This window comes from Seonamhaeicola sp. MEBiC01930 (assembly GCF_045277075.1).
In the GTDB taxonomy this organism is placed as follows: Bacteria; Bacteroidota; Bacteroidia; order Flavobacteriales; family Flavobacteriaceae; genus Seonamhaeicola.
In genome coordinates this window covers 1,910,766-1,927,497 of the sequence record NZ_CP104270.1, presented here as the reverse complement: position 1 = coordinate 1,927,497, position 16,732 = coordinate 1,910,766, and the positions used below count along the sequence as shown (strand labels likewise).

The 16,732-nt window shown below is 31.2% G+C and carries 17 protein-coding genes and 1 riboswitch; of the genes, 4 read left to right on the top strand and 13 right to left on the bottom strand.

The features are described 5' to 3' along the window. Positions 1-16 precede the first annotated feature (16 nt). Positions 17-143, bottom strand: a riboswitch (SAM riboswitch). A gap of 78 nt (positions 144-221) precedes the next feature. After that, positions 222-1,772 (bottom strand): hypothetical protein, encoded by a 1,551-nt coding sequence (locus tag N1F78_RS08430; protein ID WP_406682718.1) that lies wholly within the window; start codon positions 1,770-1,772, stop codon positions 222-224. 148 nt (positions 1,773-1,920) lie between these two features. On the opposite strand from N1F78_RS08430, the gene N1F78_RS08425 reads away from it, so the two are divergent. Beyond that, positions 1,921-3,096 (top strand): 2-isopropylmalate synthase, encoded by a 1,176-nt coding sequence (locus N1F78_RS08425; RefSeq protein ID WP_406682717.1) that lies wholly within the window; start codon positions 1,921-1,923, stop codon positions 3,094-3,096. Between the two features lie 18 nt (positions 3,097-3,114). Then, positions 3,115-4,227: a 3-isopropylmalate dehydrogenase gene (gene leuB, locus N1F78_RS08420; RefSeq protein ID WP_406682716.1), complete on the top strand. Its 1,113-nt coding sequence runs from the start codon at positions 3,115-3,117 to the stop codon at positions 4,225-4,227. A gap of 364 nt (positions 4,228-4,591) precedes the next feature. Here leuB and N1F78_RS08415 read toward each other — a convergent pair whose 3' ends face one another. Genes N1F78_RS08415 through N1F78_RS08405 form a run of 3 tightly spaced genes read right to left on the bottom strand, consistent with a single transcriptional unit; the run spans position 4,592 to position 7,382 of the window. Further along, positions 4,592-5,761, bottom strand: a complete 1,170-nt coding sequence (locus N1F78_RS08415) for a hypothetical protein (protein WP_406682715.1) — start codon at positions 5,759-5,761, stop codon at positions 4,592-4,594. Between the two features lie 14 nt (positions 5,762-5,775). Continuing rightward, positions 5,776-6,705 (bottom strand): hypothetical protein, encoded by a 930-nt coding sequence (locus N1F78_RS08410; RefSeq protein ID WP_406682714.1) that lies wholly within the window; start codon positions 6,703-6,705, stop codon positions 5,776-5,778. 53 nt (positions 6,706-6,758) lie between these two features. Next, a complete protein-coding gene (locus N1F78_RS08405; RefSeq protein ID WP_406682713.1) occupies positions 6,759-7,382 on the bottom strand; it encodes a hypothetical protein in 624 nt (207 codons plus the stop codon). A 203-nt stretch (positions 7,383-7,585) separates the two neighbouring features. Between N1F78_RS08405 and N1F78_RS08400 the strand changes: the two genes are divergently transcribed. Beyond that, positions 7,586-8,977: a mannosyltransferase gene (locus tag N1F78_RS08400; RefSeq protein WP_406682712.1), complete on the top strand. Its 1,392-nt coding sequence runs from the start codon at positions 7,586-7,588 to the stop codon at positions 8,975-8,977. Here N1F78_RS08400 and N1F78_RS08395 read toward each other — a convergent pair. The 8 genes from N1F78_RS08395 to N1F78_RS08360 all read right to left on the bottom strand — a co-directional run bounded on the left by N1F78_RS08395 (position 8,943) and on the right by N1F78_RS08360 (position 15,492). Continuing rightward, on the bottom strand, positions 8,943-9,173 hold the full coding sequence (locus N1F78_RS08395) for a hypothetical protein (RefSeq protein WP_406682711.1): 231 nt from the start codon (positions 9,171-9,173) through the stop codon (positions 8,943-8,945). The two genes, N1F78_RS08400 and N1F78_RS08395, sit on opposite strands and share 35 nt — an antisense overlap. 12 nt (positions 9,174-9,185) lie before the next feature. Continuing rightward, the gene (locus N1F78_RS08390) at positions 9,186-9,473 is read right to left on the bottom strand and encodes a hypothetical protein (protein WP_406682710.1); all 288 of its coding nucleotides are present in this window, start codon (positions 9,471-9,473) and stop codon (positions 9,186-9,188) included. 189 nt (positions 9,474-9,662) lie between these two features. Beyond that, a complete protein-coding gene (locus tag N1F78_RS08385; protein WP_406682709.1) occupies positions 9,663-10,481 on the bottom strand; it encodes a pseudouridine synthase in 819 nt (272 codons plus the stop codon). 202 nt (positions 10,482-10,683) lie between these two features. After that, positions 10,684-11,586 carry a geranylgeranylglycerol-phosphate geranylgeranyltransferase gene (locus tag N1F78_RS08380; RefSeq protein ID WP_406682708.1) on the bottom strand — a complete coding sequence of 301 codons (903 nt, stop codon included), beginning with the start codon at positions 11,584-11,586 and terminating at the stop codon, positions 10,684-10,686. 62 nt (positions 11,587-11,648) lie between these two features. Beyond that, a complete protein-coding gene (locus tag N1F78_RS08375; RefSeq protein WP_406682707.1) occupies positions 11,649-12,578 on the bottom strand; it encodes a mevalonate kinase in 930 nt (309 codons plus the stop codon). An 80-nt stretch (positions 12,579-12,658) separates the two neighbouring features. Further along, complete coding sequence (locus tag N1F78_RS08370) at positions 12,659-13,741, bottom strand: diphosphomevalonate/mevalonate 3,5-bisphosphate decarboxylase family protein (RefSeq protein WP_406682706.1); 1,083 nt, start codon at positions 13,739-13,741, stop codon at positions 12,659-12,661. Then, complete coding sequence (locus tag N1F78_RS08365; protein ID WP_406682705.1) at positions 13,742-14,281, bottom strand: DUF1697 domain-containing protein; 540 nt, start codon at positions 14,279-14,281, stop codon at positions 13,742-13,744. After that, entirely contained in the window at positions 14,278-15,492 is a 1,215-nt protein-coding gene (locus tag N1F78_RS08360; RefSeq protein WP_406685680.1) for an NAD(P)/FAD-dependent oxidoreductase, read from the bottom strand. Before N1F78_RS08360 ends, N1F78_RS08365 begins: the two co-directional genes overlap by 4 nt. A 43-nt stretch (positions 15,493-15,535) precedes the next feature. Here N1F78_RS08360 and N1F78_RS08355 point away from each other — a divergent pair, with 43 nt between their 5' ends. Then, entirely contained in the window at positions 15,536-16,381 is an 846-nt protein-coding gene (locus tag N1F78_RS08355) for a hypothetical protein (RefSeq protein ID WP_406682704.1), read from the top strand. Here the strand turns inward: N1F78_RS08355 and trxA are convergent. Further along, a complete protein-coding gene (trxA, locus tag N1F78_RS08350; RefSeq protein ID WP_406682703.1) occupies positions 16,378-16,689 on the bottom strand; it encodes a thioredoxin in 312 nt (103 codons plus the stop codon). The two genes, N1F78_RS08355 and trxA, sit on opposite strands and share 4 nt — an antisense overlap. Positions 16,690-16,732 lie beyond the last annotated feature (43 nt).

Sequence of the window (16,732 nt, the reverse complement as noted above, 5' to 3'; positions counted from 1 at the left end):
TGGACGTAATTCTCCTTTGTTATCTATCCAAACTTCCGATAAATGAATCGGTCATTTAAGTAGAATTTAGCACCTTCTTTAATAAGTTTAAAGGGTTGCTAAGGCTTCAACGGGTCCAATCCCTCCGCCTTTCTTGATAACATTTCAATATGTTCATTGAACTTTTGCAGTGCAAATATTCGTTCAGAAAAAGTTATTTTCCAAATTTTTAACAAGATATTTTACTTTTCAAGCAAATTTACCTCAAATTTTGCTCTAATTACTTCCCCAATTGGCATGCTTTTAATTTTGGACTCTAACCATGATATAATATCTAAATAAAGAAATGCTCTGCTCTGATATGGGTCGTCTTCAAATTCTTTTAATTTATCATGAAGTTTAATGAATTCATTTTTCACCTCATGTGGATAAATATCTCCTAACCCTCGTAAAAATTTAATAAATTCTTTTTGTACTTCATATAAGTCTTCCATCTTAATTAAAAACTTATACGTGCTTTTTATAAGTACATCTAGATTATAATCTAAACCAGCCTCATAGTGTGCCACCAAATTTAATATTCTAGAGAAACACAATAAGTCTTCACGCATTTGTAAAGATTTATTACTAATAATCTTATCTAAAAACTGAATGCACCCTTTATTATCGCCAGCACCAAAGTACATACTTGCTATCTTATAATAAAACACCATAATATGATGTTCATCTATTCTATTACTATATTTTTTTAATTGCTCTAAAACTTCATCTATTAGTGGTAAACCTTCTTGAAAACTACCTTCTATAAAGTGCAGATTAAACTTATTTGTATAAATATAAAGAAATGCTAAACCTTCAATATTATCATCTAATGGAAAACCCTTTTCTTCTGTAACACTTTCTAACCTAAAAAGGTATTCTTTAAATTTGTCATACTTCCGTAGATAGAATAAAGACTCTAATAAATAATGATTACCCCTAAGAAAGAACACAGGGTTTAGTACAATCATATCTTTATTCTCATAAAATAATGACACCCATTTCAAGGCATATTTATAACATGCTAAAAAATCTTGAGTCAAAAAACTATACCATAAGCGTGCCTTGTACAACCAAAGTTTTTCACGAAAACCAAGCGTATTTATATCATATTTTGGAAGATGCGCATTAAAATATTCTGTAATCCGTTTATTCTCTGCATCATTTTTAACATAGCCTGTTTTTAAGAATAAGCCATATAACTGAAGTGATAAATTAGAAAGTTTACTAGCCACTACATTTTGCTGACTCAACTCTTTAGCCTGAATAGTTAATTCATCAGCTCTGTTACTTAAACTTCGTGTAATGTATTGCGATTCAATAATTTTCTCTAGTTCAACAATTTCATAGGCTATGTTTTTTTCTTCATTGGCAATTGCCAAATTTTTTGCCTTATCTAAAATTTTTAAACTCTGTTTGTATAAACCTTTATGATATAAAATGGTGGCAAAATCTAATTGCTCACGAATCTGTACCCGTATATCTTGATGCGACGGATTTAATCTTAAACTAATTAAAATTTGTTTATACAAATGCGCCTTTAAATTAGAAAGTTGTTGTTTTTTTACAATTCCTTTTTTAAGTATAACGCGCTCATCATACCTTGGTAACTTATCTAAAATATTAAAAAGCAAAAGGAACTTTGAGTCTTCATTTACCCCCAATCTTCCAACATACAATTTAAATTGCCTTTTTTCAGATTTTGACAAAGACTTTATTAAAACAAACAAATTATCTTTTTGCTCTTTTGTCATAGTTACAAAAATACATTTAATACACTTATTTACAATACGTTAACATGCCTACAAAAGAGTTAAACGTCGTAAAAAAAAAATAAAAGTTTAGTGTTTTACGAAACCAAAATATACATTCGTAAAAGAATAAGAAAATATATTTTAGTAAATGTCTGATAATAAGGTACAAATTTTTGACACAACACTTCGAGATGGTGAGCAAGTTCCTGGCTGTAAGTTAAATACGGAACAGAAACTAATTATTGCTGAACAGCTTGATTTATTAGGTGTTGATATTATTGAAGCAGGGTTTCCCGTCTCTAGTCCTGGAGATTTCAAATCGGTTGAAGCCATTTCAAAAATTGTAAAAAACGCTACCGTTTGCGGGCTTACGCGTTCGGTTGAAAATGATATAAAAGTTGCTGCTGAAGCATTGCAATATGCTAAAACTCCAAGAATCCATACAGGAATTGGAACTTCAGATTCGCATATTAAATTTAAATTCAAATCTACTCAAGAGCAGATTATAGAGCGCGCAGTTAAAGCTGTAAGTTACGCTAAATCATTTGTTGAAGATGTTGAGTTTTATGCAGAAGATGCTGGTAGAACAGATAATGAATATTTAGCTAGAGTTTGTGAAGCTGTTATTAAAGCAGGAGCAACAGTATTAAACATTCCTGATACTACAGGTTATTGTTTACCGCATGAATACGGTGCTAAAATAAAGTACTTAAAAGAGAATGTAAAAGGCATAGATAAAGCTATTTTATCATGTCATTGTCATAATGATTTAGGTTTGGCTACTGCTAATTCTATTGAAGGTGTTATTAATGGTGCGCGTCAAATAGAATGTACTATTAATGGTATTGGTGAGCGCGCAGGAAACACTGCTTTAGAAGAAGTAGTTATGATTTTAAGGCAACACCCTTACTTAAACTTAGATACGGGAATTAATTCTGAAATGCTTTATGGTTTAAGCCAATTGGTATCAGACAGTATGGGTATTTACACCCAACCTAACAAAGCCATTGTAGGAGCAAATGCTTTTGCACATAGTTCAGGAATTCACCAAGATGGGGTTATCAAAAACCGTGAAACATACGAAATTATAGACCCTAAAGACGTAGGTGTAACAGAGTCTGCTATTGTATTAACTGCTAGAAGCGGTAGAGCTGCTTTAGCCTACAGAGCAAAAAATGTTGGTTATGAATTAACTAAACTGCAATTGGATGTTATTTACAGTAAATTCTTAGAGTTTGCTGATAAGAAGAAAGAAATTGATGATAATGATATTCATCAAATTATAGAGTCTAGTTCACTTTATAATGAAATTACTTCGGCTTAATTTAATTTTAAGAGGGATATGAAATTAAATATTGCTGTTTTACCTGGTGATGGAATAGGACCTGAAGTTACTGCTCAAGCAGTAAAAGTTTTGAAAGCAATTGCCATGGAGTTTAACCATGTTTTTACTTTCAATAATGCTTTGGTTGGTGCCAGCGCTATGAATAAAACAGGTATTCCCTTGCCTGAAGAAACTATTAGCATTTGCGAACAAGCAGATGCTATTTTATTTGGTGCTATTGGAGACCCAAAGTATGATAACGATCCTTCTGCAACTATAAGACCAGAACAAGGACTATTAGGACTGAGAAAAACATTTGATTTATTTACTAATATTAGACCTGTAATTGCTTATGATGATTTACTTAATAAATCATCATTAAAAATTAAGCAAATAAGAGGTACAGATATACTTATTTATAGAGAACTTGCAAGTGGCATTTACTTTGGTGAAAAACATTTTAGCAATGATGAAGCCTCAGATATTTGCACCTATAGACGTTCTGAAATAGAACGCATTGCGCATTTAGCATTTAAGGCAGCTCAAGGAAGAAAACACAAATTAACTTTGGTAGACAAAGCTAATGTTCTTGCCAGTTCAAGATTATGGCGCACCATTGTAAATGAAATTGCTACAGAATACCCAGATGTAACTTTAGATTACATGTATATTGATAATGCAGCCATGGAGCTTATTATTAATCCAAGACAGTTTGATGTTATTTTAACAGAAAACATGTTTGGCGATATATTATCAGAAGAAGCAAGTGTTATAGTAGGTTCTATTGGCTTACTGGCATCAGCATCTATAGGTAACAAAAAAGCTATGTTTGAACCTATTCATGGTGCTTACACCAAGGCTACAAATAAAGGTATAGCAAACCCTATTGCTTCTATTTTAAGCGCTGCTATGCTACTAGACCATTTTGGCTTATATGATGAAGCTGCTTTAATAAGAGAAGGTGTAGATAAATCTCTAAAGCTTCATATAACAACACCAGATTTAAACACTAAATATGACAATATTAGCACCAGTAAAGTAGGTGATTTTATTGAAGATTTTATTAATAACCCAGACGAAACAAATTTAAATTTTACAAACATACATTTAGGACAGTCAACTATAATTTAATTAATTGAGTTAGTCATCGATATACAATTAAACTACAGATGTCCATTTTAAAGAGAGCACTACCAAAGTGCTCTTTTTTTGTTTTGACTTTACCCTCATTTAGTAACACCCTCAATCATATCTTTTTTAAAGCTGCGCATCGATATTTTCTACCAAAAGATATTTTGCGTTCCACAGATTCAAAAAAGAATAAGGTTTGAATCTCTAACGCGGAAAGGGAGTTTCGTTTAACGGTCTCGGCTATGAGTAGTTGCTTGGTTTAACACTAAACTTTGTAAGTACACACCAAACTGAAAATCCTTGCGGATTTTCAGAAGTAGGCGAGAACAAGCAATTACTTATAGCCATTGTTAGGTGCAGTTTTTTATAACTCTCCATTCATTTTCCTTTCATAATACTCTTCCACTTCCTCTAAATAATTTGAAAACTCCTCAATTGTCCCCATATGTTCTTTTAATCTATTAACATCTACTTTAGATTTAGGAATATTAAAATCATATTGTAGATATAACCAATAGAAGCTGAATGGTTCAGTTTTGCTTAAATAGTCGAAAAAGTTTTCTAATCTCTCGACATACTCTACCGATTTTTCAATCGAAATTATTTTGCTGGTAAAATGTGGCTTATTGCTTAAAAACTCATAAGATATAGGAACAATTCCTTCATCTTCAATTGGAATTAATAGGTTAGCTTCATTATTCAATCCGTGAGTTAAAGGATTTCTATAAACATCCTTAATTTCTACAATTGTGTCATATAGTCTCTTTAAGTCTTTGTCCTCGAGATTAAAAACAGCTTTAAATCTTTCTTTCCAGTTTAGTGCCCTAAAATCAACATAGTCAACATCTGGGTCATCTAAACATTTAAAAATATCGAGTAGAAATTCGAGAATAGAATAGTAAATACTAATCAATGGAAAGAAATAGTATGATGATTCAACTTCTTTTGCTCTTTTATGGTCAATAAACTTTTTAGAAGTTATTTTCCCCATTCCTGTTTCTATCTCTTCTTCAACTACCTCTGTTTCCGCAACGTCCCATTCTTTTTTTATCTCTTTTAATTTTGTTAGATAAAAATTATAAACTGGTTTTAATTTTTTATATGCGTTATTGAAATAGAACTCATTCTTTTTTAATTGTTCCCTTAATGATAATGAGAGTTTTTTGTCAAGATATTTTGAGCCTTTATTCAGAATCTTTACTATTTCTTCAACCAAACTATTCGTTAAATCTTTGTCCGATTCTAAATCTTTAAGATTAACAGCTAAAGACCAAGTATTGAATTTATAATCGTGTATTTCGAAAATTTTACCTTTATACTTGAAATATATAATCCAATTCATTTTTTCAATGTAAACTGGCTTTTTTTCAAATCCTAGGTTCTTAAAAAGTAGACTAATTATATATTTTGGCGGATTGCCATTCCAAGGATAAACAGTTCTGGAAGAAAAATCTTTTAAGTCCTCTTTCGTAACTTTTTCAAAGTCTTGAAAGAATAATTCTAACGGTTTTTTATCTTTTTCTTCAATATTCATATTGTTAGGTGCAGTTATTTACTAAACATATCTTTATTGGACTCTTTATCTGTTGGTAATATATCCATATAAGCAATTCGAGGTCGTTTTTCAATATAAACACCATTCTTGTCCATTCTATTCACATATCCACGAATTATGCAATCTCCGAAAAAGTAAGTCCTATCTTCTACAATTTTCCCAGAAATTGGGTAACAAGTCAAAATATGATTTTGATAAGCAAATCCAATTGTATTTGAGTTCTCGTTTCCCCTTGTAATATGCCCTTCAAGTTCTACATATTGATTATGAACTAATTCAGGAAATAAAACATCATCTTCATCTTTACCTTTGTAAAAAATTCCTTTTTCATTAATTGATATAGAAACTTCTTTTTGAGTATCATCATTGTCAATCTTTTCACTTGGACTAAAACCAATTTTTAATTTTCTTTCCTCTTCAACAAGTTGAGTCAATCGATTGAAAATTGTTTCTGGTATTTCTGTAAAAAGCTCTAGATAAATTTTAGGGACGTAAAGTATTTCTCCTTCATCATTATAGATTCCAACAAATTGTACTCCTTTTGTTTCTTTGAATTCTACTTTATCGAATTTTCTTTTCTTAAGTGTTTTGAGATGCTTTCCAATTTGAACAACCCATTTAATACCTTTAACTATCCCCTTAAACAAGTCCTTAAATCCACTGTCTCCAATATCATTTTGAGCCATCTTTTTTAAAGCTGAACCAGCATAATATGCTCCTCCTGTGGTCATAGCTAATTGTATCCACTCTCCGATATTCTCGGGAATTAACGTTTCCCAACTTCCTTTTCTTGTTCTGACAGGTAAGTCGAATTCCAATGAATTTAATTCTGGCGATTTTTTATATAAGAAATACCTGAATATTTCATCTATTCCGATTAGTGCTTCGGCTGATTTTCTGGCATCCAAATATCCATCCTTCACGAGTTCCCCTTCGAATTTGAAATGTGCTAAATATTTTTCTTCTTCCATTGAATTTATTTTAGTAGCATCATATCGTTATAATAGTCCTCATAAGATTGCCAGTTTAATATCTGATCTATTACTTTGGTTGATAGGTTAGCAGTTGGGTTAGCATTTAAATCAAAGTCATTGCCAAAATCATTTTGTAAATCAATGAAACAGTTTTTTACATTATTATGGTAATTTCCATCTTCGTGATGAATTGATTGATTCCTTGATTGCCATATAACGTTTTTAAGACTTTGAGTAATCAATGTTCTTCCATTTGGACAATGCGCGAGACTGCCGTGAACCTTGGAAATCCCTTGCTTTGCAATTTGTAATATTGACATTCCAATTGCTTGATAAGACAACTCTTTGTTAGCAATTGATTGTTCTGTATCAGCTATGTCTTTTTCTAATTTTGGAATATTTGCATCTTGAGCAAATTTGGCCATTGTAATAAACTTATGCTGTAACTGAAGTTCATTATAATCTTCCATTTGGTCATAAGTCGTGAAATCAAATTGTAAATGTTTGAGTCTATCTTTTTTAGCAAGTAGTTCCGCTTTTAGATTCTCGAGTCTATTAAATTCAGACCTCAAAGCATCGAATAGAGTTTTGGTAGCGTACTCGGTATCATTAAGATAGTTAGTCATTTACTGATGTGTTGATTTTAATTGCACCTAACGTGGAGATAGACTTCCGTTTTAATGAAGTTTATCGATTGTTAAACGAAGGTAGCTGAAAATTTTTACAAAGTCAAGCAAACTATTCTGGTTATTTCCGACAGATAATAAAATTAAAAAAGAGATTCACGCCTTCGCGGGAGTGACAAATACATTAATACTATATTTGGTCTATGCAACTCAATCTAGCTTTATTAAAACTTTACAAAACCCCTGTGCTAATAGCACTTATTAGTTGTGTTCTATTCTTAGTATTTGCTTATGATTTAGAACGCACTCAATACCTTAAGCTAGTTACCTTATATACCGTGCTTTTTGGGTTATTCTATTGGTTAGTAAAAAAACAAAATTGCAACCAAAAGCTTTTAAGCGCTATAGCTTTTTTGTTTAGGGCTATATTTATTTTATCCATCCCCAATTTATCTCAAGATTTTTACCGTTTTATTTGGGATGGCAGCATGATTTTAAAAGGTTTCAACCCTTATTTAAATACTGTACAAAGTTTTATTGATAGTGGTAATATACCCATTGTTAACGGACAAGAATTGTATCATGGTATGGGTTTATTAAACGCCAGTCATTATAGCAACTACCCGCCCATAAATCAGATTTGCTTTGTACTAGCTAATTTATTTCCTGGCACAAGTATTTTAAGTTCAGTTATTGGTTTACGCTTAATTATTATTGCTGCAGATTTTGGAACCCTTTACTTTGGCAAAAAACTATTAACTAAACTAAACTTGCCCGTACAAAATATCTTTTGGTATGTGTTAAACCCATTTATTATTATAGAACTAACGGGCAACCTACATTTTGAAGGCGTCATGATTTTCTTTTTAATTTGGAGTTTGTATTTATTAATCTCCGGAAGATGGCAGTGGGCGGCAGTGGTATTTGCCTTATCTGTTTCAACAAAATTAATTCCTTTAATATTTCTGCCTTTGGTGTTTCAATGGTTTTTTAAGACAAACACTTCGTTATTACTTAAAATGACAAAGCTGATTGGTTTTTATGCTATTGTACTAGGTGTTACATTTCTACTTTTTACACCTTTTATTTCCGTGCAATTCATTTCAAATTACAGTAAAACTGTTGGTTTATGGTTTCAAAATTTTGAGTTCAATGCTAGTTTATACTATTTAGCTAGGGCTATTGGTTATACCTTTAGAGGCTATAATGAAATTGGAATTATTGGTAAAATTATTCCCGTAATAGTTGTTTTGTTCATCATGATTATAACCTTTTTTAGAAACAACAAAACACCAATTCAACTTATTACTGCTATGTTACTTGCATTAAGTTTTTATTACTTTACAGCTACCACTGTGCATCCTTGGTATGTAGCTACACTTTTAATGCTATCTGTTTTTACAACCTATAAATTTCCGTTGGTGTGGAGCTTTGTAATTATTTTAAGCTACCTAGCTTATATACATATTGGTACGGCCAGTAAGTCTGAAAACCTCTGGATAATAAGTTTAGAATATCTTGCTGTTTATGGTGTTTTGGTATGGGAATTATGGTTTAAACCTAAACCAACTCTAACCGATCAATCCTATAAATAACATCATCAAAATCTCTACTACTGGGCACTTCAGAATACGAGAGCTTAAAGGTTTTATCAACGAAAGAATCGTCTTTATTTAAATTGTATTTATATAGGGCTTTGGGGTGTATTTCTTCAAATTCCATTTGCAAACCGTCCTCAAATAGAAATGAATAAAAGCCGTCTTTGAAGTACTGAAAAACTGCAATTTCCATTAAAAATTAACTCTAATTTGTAACATCTCCATCATTTAAATTCTCAAGCGGTGCTGTTTCATTAGCCTCGGGTGTATTATCTTCATCTGCAAAATCTATCATAGCATTTGCCAAATGTGTACCCACTTTCACCAAATAAATGGTATCGTCGGTTTTCACCTCTACAGCTTCAATTAAATCGTTATGGGCATTTCGGAAAGAAATAATATCTCTATCGCCATAACCATCAGGAAACCGCTCAATTAAAAGATTTAAGATATTTGTATTTAACTTATTATAATCAACTATTATTCTTTTCATAACTATAAATTTAGGTTAGGTAAACAAATAGGAATAACAACAATTACATATTTTAAATTTATTAAATAATTCTTTTTCTGTGAAAAAAAAACATAAAAATATTGTTGCACTAAACTAATAGCGCTACAAATGAACTGTAATACGGTGAAGATTATATTATGTGAGTGTTAACAAACTTTGAAGAAAAACTTAAATCATTTTAAGCATTGTGAGTTCTTCATTAGATAGATGTTTCCAATGTCCGCGCGGAATATCTTTTTTGGTAAGATGCCCAATAGCAACACAATCTATACTAATAATATCATAATTAAAATGCTCAAAAATATTACGGATAATAGTGTTACCTGTATTCTTTATTTTTAAGCCAATTTCTTTTTTTGAAGCGCCATCTATATAACTAATTTCTTCTACAGTTATAAGTTTTCCTTCTATTTTAAATCCGTTTTGAATCTTCTTTAAGTCTTCTAGCTTTAAATTTTTATCAAGCTCTATATGAAACAAACGTGGCACTCCTGTTTTAGAACTTTTGAATTTATCTTCAATATCCTTGTCGTTAGTAAAAAGTAATAACCCTTTAGAGTTTCTTCCTAAACGACCTATAGGTTTAATGCGTGAAGAAGTGGCATTAGCAACCAAATCCATAACTGTACGCCCCTTTCCTTCGCTAGTAGTTGTTGCAAAGCCTTTTGGTTTATTTAGCAGTACATAAGCTTTTTTCTCAGGATTTATTCTTGAACCATCATAACGTACTTCATCACCTGGTTTTACCTTATAACCCATCTCTACTATTACTTTGCCGTTAACAGACACCAAACCGGTTGCAATATGAACATCGGCTTCTCTTCGTGAACAGATTCCAGAATTAGCAATATACTTGTTTAATCTAATTTCATCAGGATTAGATTTTTTAGCAGCCTGCTTTTTATTAGAAACACTTGGTGCTGTTATTTTATTAAAACGCTTTCCCGATGGTTTTCCTTTTCCTTTATTTCCTTTATGCCTGTTCATTTAACATTAATTTTTTGCAAAGATATGCTTTAATTTAGGATTGTTAATTCTTTAGCTATGGATATTATTGGGTTAGGGATTGAAGTGACATCCTTTTTTGAAACTATCGAACCTAAAATATATTTTAGTTGAAGATACCGAAGCGTAGCTTTAAAAAAGATATAGCGGAAAGCCCAACCCAACAGGGTAACGCCCAAGTAGTTTAAATTCGGTTTAAAATAACTCCCACATCTATTAACAAAATACTAAAAACACCAACCAGAATTATAAATTTTAATATGTTATGAAGTATTAAATAATGGTTTTTAGTTTTTGATTTCCATAGAACACCAAGGAATATAATAAGCAATAAAGTACTTAAATAAAAGAACAAATACATATGCCCTATTTGAAACTTAAACAACAATAAATAAGTTGGTATTAAGGTTAAACCTGAAAGTACTGTAAGCATGCCTTTTGACATCTTTTCGCCATATCTAATAGGCACAGTATGGTAGTTTTGGGCAAGGTCTCCCTTTATATTTTCTAAATCTTTGGTTAACTCTCTCATAGAAATAACTAAAAACAAGTATATGGCATGAACAAAAATGACTGTTCCAAAATTTTTGTAATACATAAAAATGGCAAAAAAAGGAGTGATGGTTAATATTGCCGAAGTAAGATTACCTATAAAGGGTAGTTTCTTTAGTTTATGAGAATAAAACCAAATACCAAAAATATAAATTGAAAAGAATACTACTGCTCTAAAAGACACATAGCTTGCCATAAACACCGCAAGAAAATTAAGTACGAAATAAAATGACAACTTAGTATTTTGACTCACCAACCTGTCTAATTTAGATTTAATGGGACGATTAATGAGGTCCTTTTCTGAATCGTAAAAATTATTAATAATATAGCCACCTGCAATAGTTGCTGCTGAAGCCAAAACCAGCATTAATAAATTAAGATCAAAAACAACTTCGCGTATAGCTTTTTCTGGCGCAAGTATATAAATAGATGCTAAATACTGGGCAAAAACTATTACTAGTATATTATAACCTCTAATTACAGAAAACATACTAAAAAACTTAAGTAGTATATATTTCTGCCTTCTTGATAACATAGAAAAAAATTGATGAGTTCTTCTACTGGTGGTCAATGCCCCCGTTTAAGATAACATAGAAATTAGAAGTTATAAACCACTTCTAACTTATATTCTGAAAGTGCGCTTTCGGCCTTTTTTATATCCTCTGTAAACCCAAGAATATAACCACCTCCACCAGAACCACAGAGTTTTAAGTAATAATCATTGGTTTCAATACCCTTTTTCCAAAGTTCATGAAACTGTTTTGGTATCATAGGTTTAAAATGACTTAAAACAACTTTAGATAATTGCTTAGTATTACTAAATAAGGACTTAATATCTCCTTTTAGAAAATCATCAACACAGGCATCTGTATGTTTTATGAACTGATCTTTTAACATACTACGAAAACCTTCTTGCTTCATGTTTTCCATAAATATGCTAATCATAGGAGCGGTTTCTCCAATAATTCCACTGTCTAATAAAAACACAGCACCTTTACCTTCTGTTTTTTGAGAAGGAATTCCTGTTGCTTCAATATTATCTTTTGAGTTTATAAGAATTGGAATACTTAGATAACTATTAAGTGGGTCTAAACCTGAAGATTTTCCATGAAAAAAGGATTCCATTGCCGAAAAAATAGTTTTCAACTTTAATAACTTTTCACGCGTTAAATTTTCAAGTACTGTAATTTTATCATGAGCATATTTGTCATAAATGGCAGCCACTAAAGCTCCACTACTTCCAACCCCATAACCCTGAGGAATTGAAGAATCAAAATACATACCAGCTTCAATATGACTTTTTAAAGAGACAACATCAAAAGTTACAACGCCATCATCTAAATTTTCAAGGTAATTTGCAAATCTACTAAGGCTTTCATTAGACTTGATAGCCTCGTCAGATGGGTTATCACTGGTTTTTAAAGCACCATTATAAAAATTATAGGGAATAGATAAACCTTTGGAATCTTTTATTATACCGTATTCTCCAAAGAGTAAAATTTTTGAATAAAAAAGTGGTCCTTTCATAAAATAATTTAAGATTAAGGGGCTTAAACAAATTGATTTTGTTTAACTAAATTAATCTTTTTATAAACAAAATCAAAGCTTTATACTATTTTATTAGCACCAAAGCCAATTTGATCACAAATATACTGTCCATTTTGACAATGTGCAACTAATTCATTCTTAATGAATTCAGAAACCAAAACGGTTTCTTTTTCTGGATATAACAAATGTACATTAGCACCAGCATCTAAGGTAAAACATAATTTAGAATCTGTTTCTTTTCTAAATGCCCATATTTTATTAATAATTTCCAAAGTATTGGGCTTCATTAAAACAAAATAAGGCATGCTAGTCATCATCATGGCATGAAGTGTTAAGGCTTCACTTTCAACTATATCTATAAATGCCTCTAAATTACCTGTTTTAAAAATATTTATTAACGCAGCAAGATTTTCATGAGCCTGTTTAAAACGCTCTCCAGCAAAAGGATGATTGTGCATTAACCCGTGACCAACAGTACTACTTACCTGTTTTTCACCTTTATCAACTAGTAAAATAGTATCTTGGTAATTCTTGAAATTATTATGCACTTCAAAGGGGTACTTTACCCCAAATAAATCTGAACTATTCTCAATTTCTTGGTGCGTTCCCCAAACCACTAAATCGCCTTCAATACTTCTGCAGGCACTACCAGAACCTAAACGCGCTAAAAAAGAGGCCTTTTGGGTAAAACATGTTTCAAATTTATCGCCTTTTAACTCCTTTTCAACACTCATTAGACATAAGGCCAAAGCACTCATTCCTGATGCTGATGAAGCTATTCCAGAACTATGAGGGAATGTATTAGATGTTTCAATTTTAAAATGATAGTCTTTTATAAAAGGTACATACTGTACAATACGCTTAAAAAAGGTTTCTATCTTAGGTTTAAAATCTGGTTTGATCTCTCCTTCCAAAAACACTTCAAAAGAGAAATCATCCGGACTCTCTTTTGGTGAATAACTCAACCTTGTGATAGTTTTACAACCACTAAGCGTAAAACTAATTGAAGGATTAGCTGGTATTTGATTCTCCTTTTTTCCCCAATACTTTACCAAAGCAATATTACTTGGAGATTCCCAAGTTACGCTTCCAGATTCAATTGTTTTTTTGTAAGGTTTAGGAATAAATTCTTGTTCTGTCATCTAATTTAATTGAGATGTCAAAGATAACAACTTTAGCATTGTTTTATAGTTTCTAGCTGTTGCAGTTACTTTTAATTTTCTTTCAAAAAAATTATTGCTGCATTTTGCTTTTCCATAGCCCGTAGAACAATAAAAATAAATACTATTATCTGTAATTTTAAATGCTTCATTGGGATAATTAAGTTGAGATACTTCTTTTATCAAATTCTCCTCTGGTTTTTCATAAAGAAACATAAAATAACTTTTTTCTTTTTCGCTTTGCAAAAAAGGGGACCCATTAAAAATTTGCTTTAATTCTAATGGAGTTAAAACCAAAACAGGTACATCAAACCCAAAATGAGACCGAATAGCATCATGAATTATAGTTTCTAATGCACTTTTATCTTCATCAAAAGATTGAAAAATTACATTTTCACTTTGAATATAAGTCTGCACGTTTTTTAAACGATTTTCAGTAAGCAACTTACGTAACTCTGCCATTGGAACTTTTTTCTGGCCGCTAACATTTATTCCTCTGAGTAATGCAATATATGTAATCATTTATTGGCAATATTTTGAGCAGCTATATAAGCCCCTGTCCATGCGTTTTGAAAGTTAAAGCCTCCGGTAACCGCATCAATATTTAAAACTTCTCCAGCAAAATACAAGTTTTTATGTAGTTTGCTTTCATAGGTCTTAAAATTAACCTCCTTTAAGTCTACACCACCAGCTGTTACAAATTCTTCTTTAAACGTACTTTTGCCATTTACATCAAAAATAGCTTTTGTTAATTGAGATGCTAATGTTTCTAATTGATTTTTATTTATCTCAGCCCACCTAATATGCTCATTAATACCAGAAGCCAACACCAACTGTTGCCATAAGCGCTTAGGTAATTCAAACTGTGAAAACTTGAACACCGTTTTTTTTGCCAAATCATTTTTAATAGATTTCAAGGTATCTAAGCATTCTTTGAACTCTTGCTTAATAAAGTTGATTTGAATCTGAAACTTGTAATCCATTTTTGCCAATTTCAAAGCACCATAAGCTGATAATTTTAATATAGCTGGTGCACTAAAACCAACATGGGTAACTAACAAAGGTCCTTCTGTAACTAAGTTGGTTTTCAAAACTTTCACCTCCACATTTTGCGCTACAACTCCAGGAATTCTTTTTATACGTTTATCCGCAACATTAAATGTAAAAAGTGAAGGTACTGGAGGAATGATAACATGATTTAATTCCTCTAATATTTTCCAAATCTTGATATTACTTCCTGTTGCTATTAATACTTGTTCTGCTAAAAATGTGGTATCCTGAGTTTTTAACTTCCAATTAGAGTTTGTAAATTGAATAGATTTTAATGTTTGCCCGTATAGAATTTCTATACCTAAACGATTAGTCTCATTTAAAAAACAATCAATAATAGTTTGAGAAGAATTAGTAACAGGAAACATGCGTCCGTCATCCTCAATTTTAAGTTCAACACCCCGTTTCTCAAACCATTCAATGGTATCTCCAGTCATAAACTTATGAAATGGCCCCAATAATTCTTTTTCTCCCCTAGGATAGTTTCCAATCAATTCTTTAGGAATAAATTCAGCATGCGTTACATTACACCTGCCGCCACCAGAAACCTTAACTTTTTGCAGCCCTTCTCTTCCTTTTTCTAAAATGGCTACTTTTAAATCAGGGCTTAATTCAGCAATATTTATGGCAGCAAAAAAACCTGCCGCTCCACCTCCAACTATAATAACATCAAATTGATTCATATATAAAAAAATCGCTGTAAATTTAGCACTTAAATATTGTTTCATGATTAAACATGCCTACTTATTTCTATTTGTTTTAACAGCAACTTGTCAAAAAAAAGATGTGCCCTTTGGAACTGATTTGCCTAATGCGCTTAATGAGGTCTCAGGTAATGAAATAATTGTAAACTCAAACGAAATTTGGATGCATAATGATGGTGGTAATAAACCTGACATTTACTGTTTAAATGAAAAAGGAGAACTGCTTAGAAAAATAACTCTAGACGCTAAAAATGAAGACTGGGAAGACATAACGTCAGACTCTGATGGCAATTTATATATTGGTGATTTTGGAAACAATAACAACAAAAGAAAAAATTTAAAAATATTAAGAGTCCCTTTTAATTCTTTAAAAAAAGAAGGAGATATTGCTGTAGAAAAAATTTCTTTTAAATATAGCGACCAAAAACAATTTCCGCCAAAAAAGAAAAAATTACTTTTTGATTGTGAAGCTTTTTTCTACTTTAATAATAGCCTATACTTATTTACAAAAAGCCGTGTAGAAAACAAATCTGGAAAAACAAACCTTTATAAATTACCTGCAAAAAAAGGTAAACACAAAGCAAAATTAATAGGCTCTTATAATTTTGGGAGTTCAAATTATAATTGGGTTACAGGAGCAGATATTAGAGATGATGGCAAACAAATAGCTATACTAACTCAAAAAGACATTTGGCTATTTTCAAATTTTAAAGATGATGATTTCTTTAATGGATCTGTTAAACAAATACCATTTAAACACCTAAGTCAGAAAGAAGGCATTTGCTACAAAAATGACAATACACTTATTTTAACAGATGAAAATGACCACGGAAGAGGTGGTAACATGTATGAGTTTAAAACCGATTAAACGGTAACGCCCGTATGAGTTTGAATAACATGTAAAATATCATTTTTTTGTAAAACACCAGATTGCCTCCATTTAGGTTCTCCATCAACAAATAAAATCATAGTTGGAACACTTCTAACTTGATACTTTATTGCCAACTCATTATTCTTATCAATATCAATCTTTACAATTTTAACAGCATCTCCCACAGCATCTTTAACATCCTTTAATATTGGCATAAGTGCTTGACATGGGCCACACCAAGTACCAAAAAAGTCTACAAGTACAACTTTTTCCGAATTAATTATATCCCTAAAACTACTTTTCATTTCTATACATATTTGTCTTTATATAGACGAAGAAAACACCCTA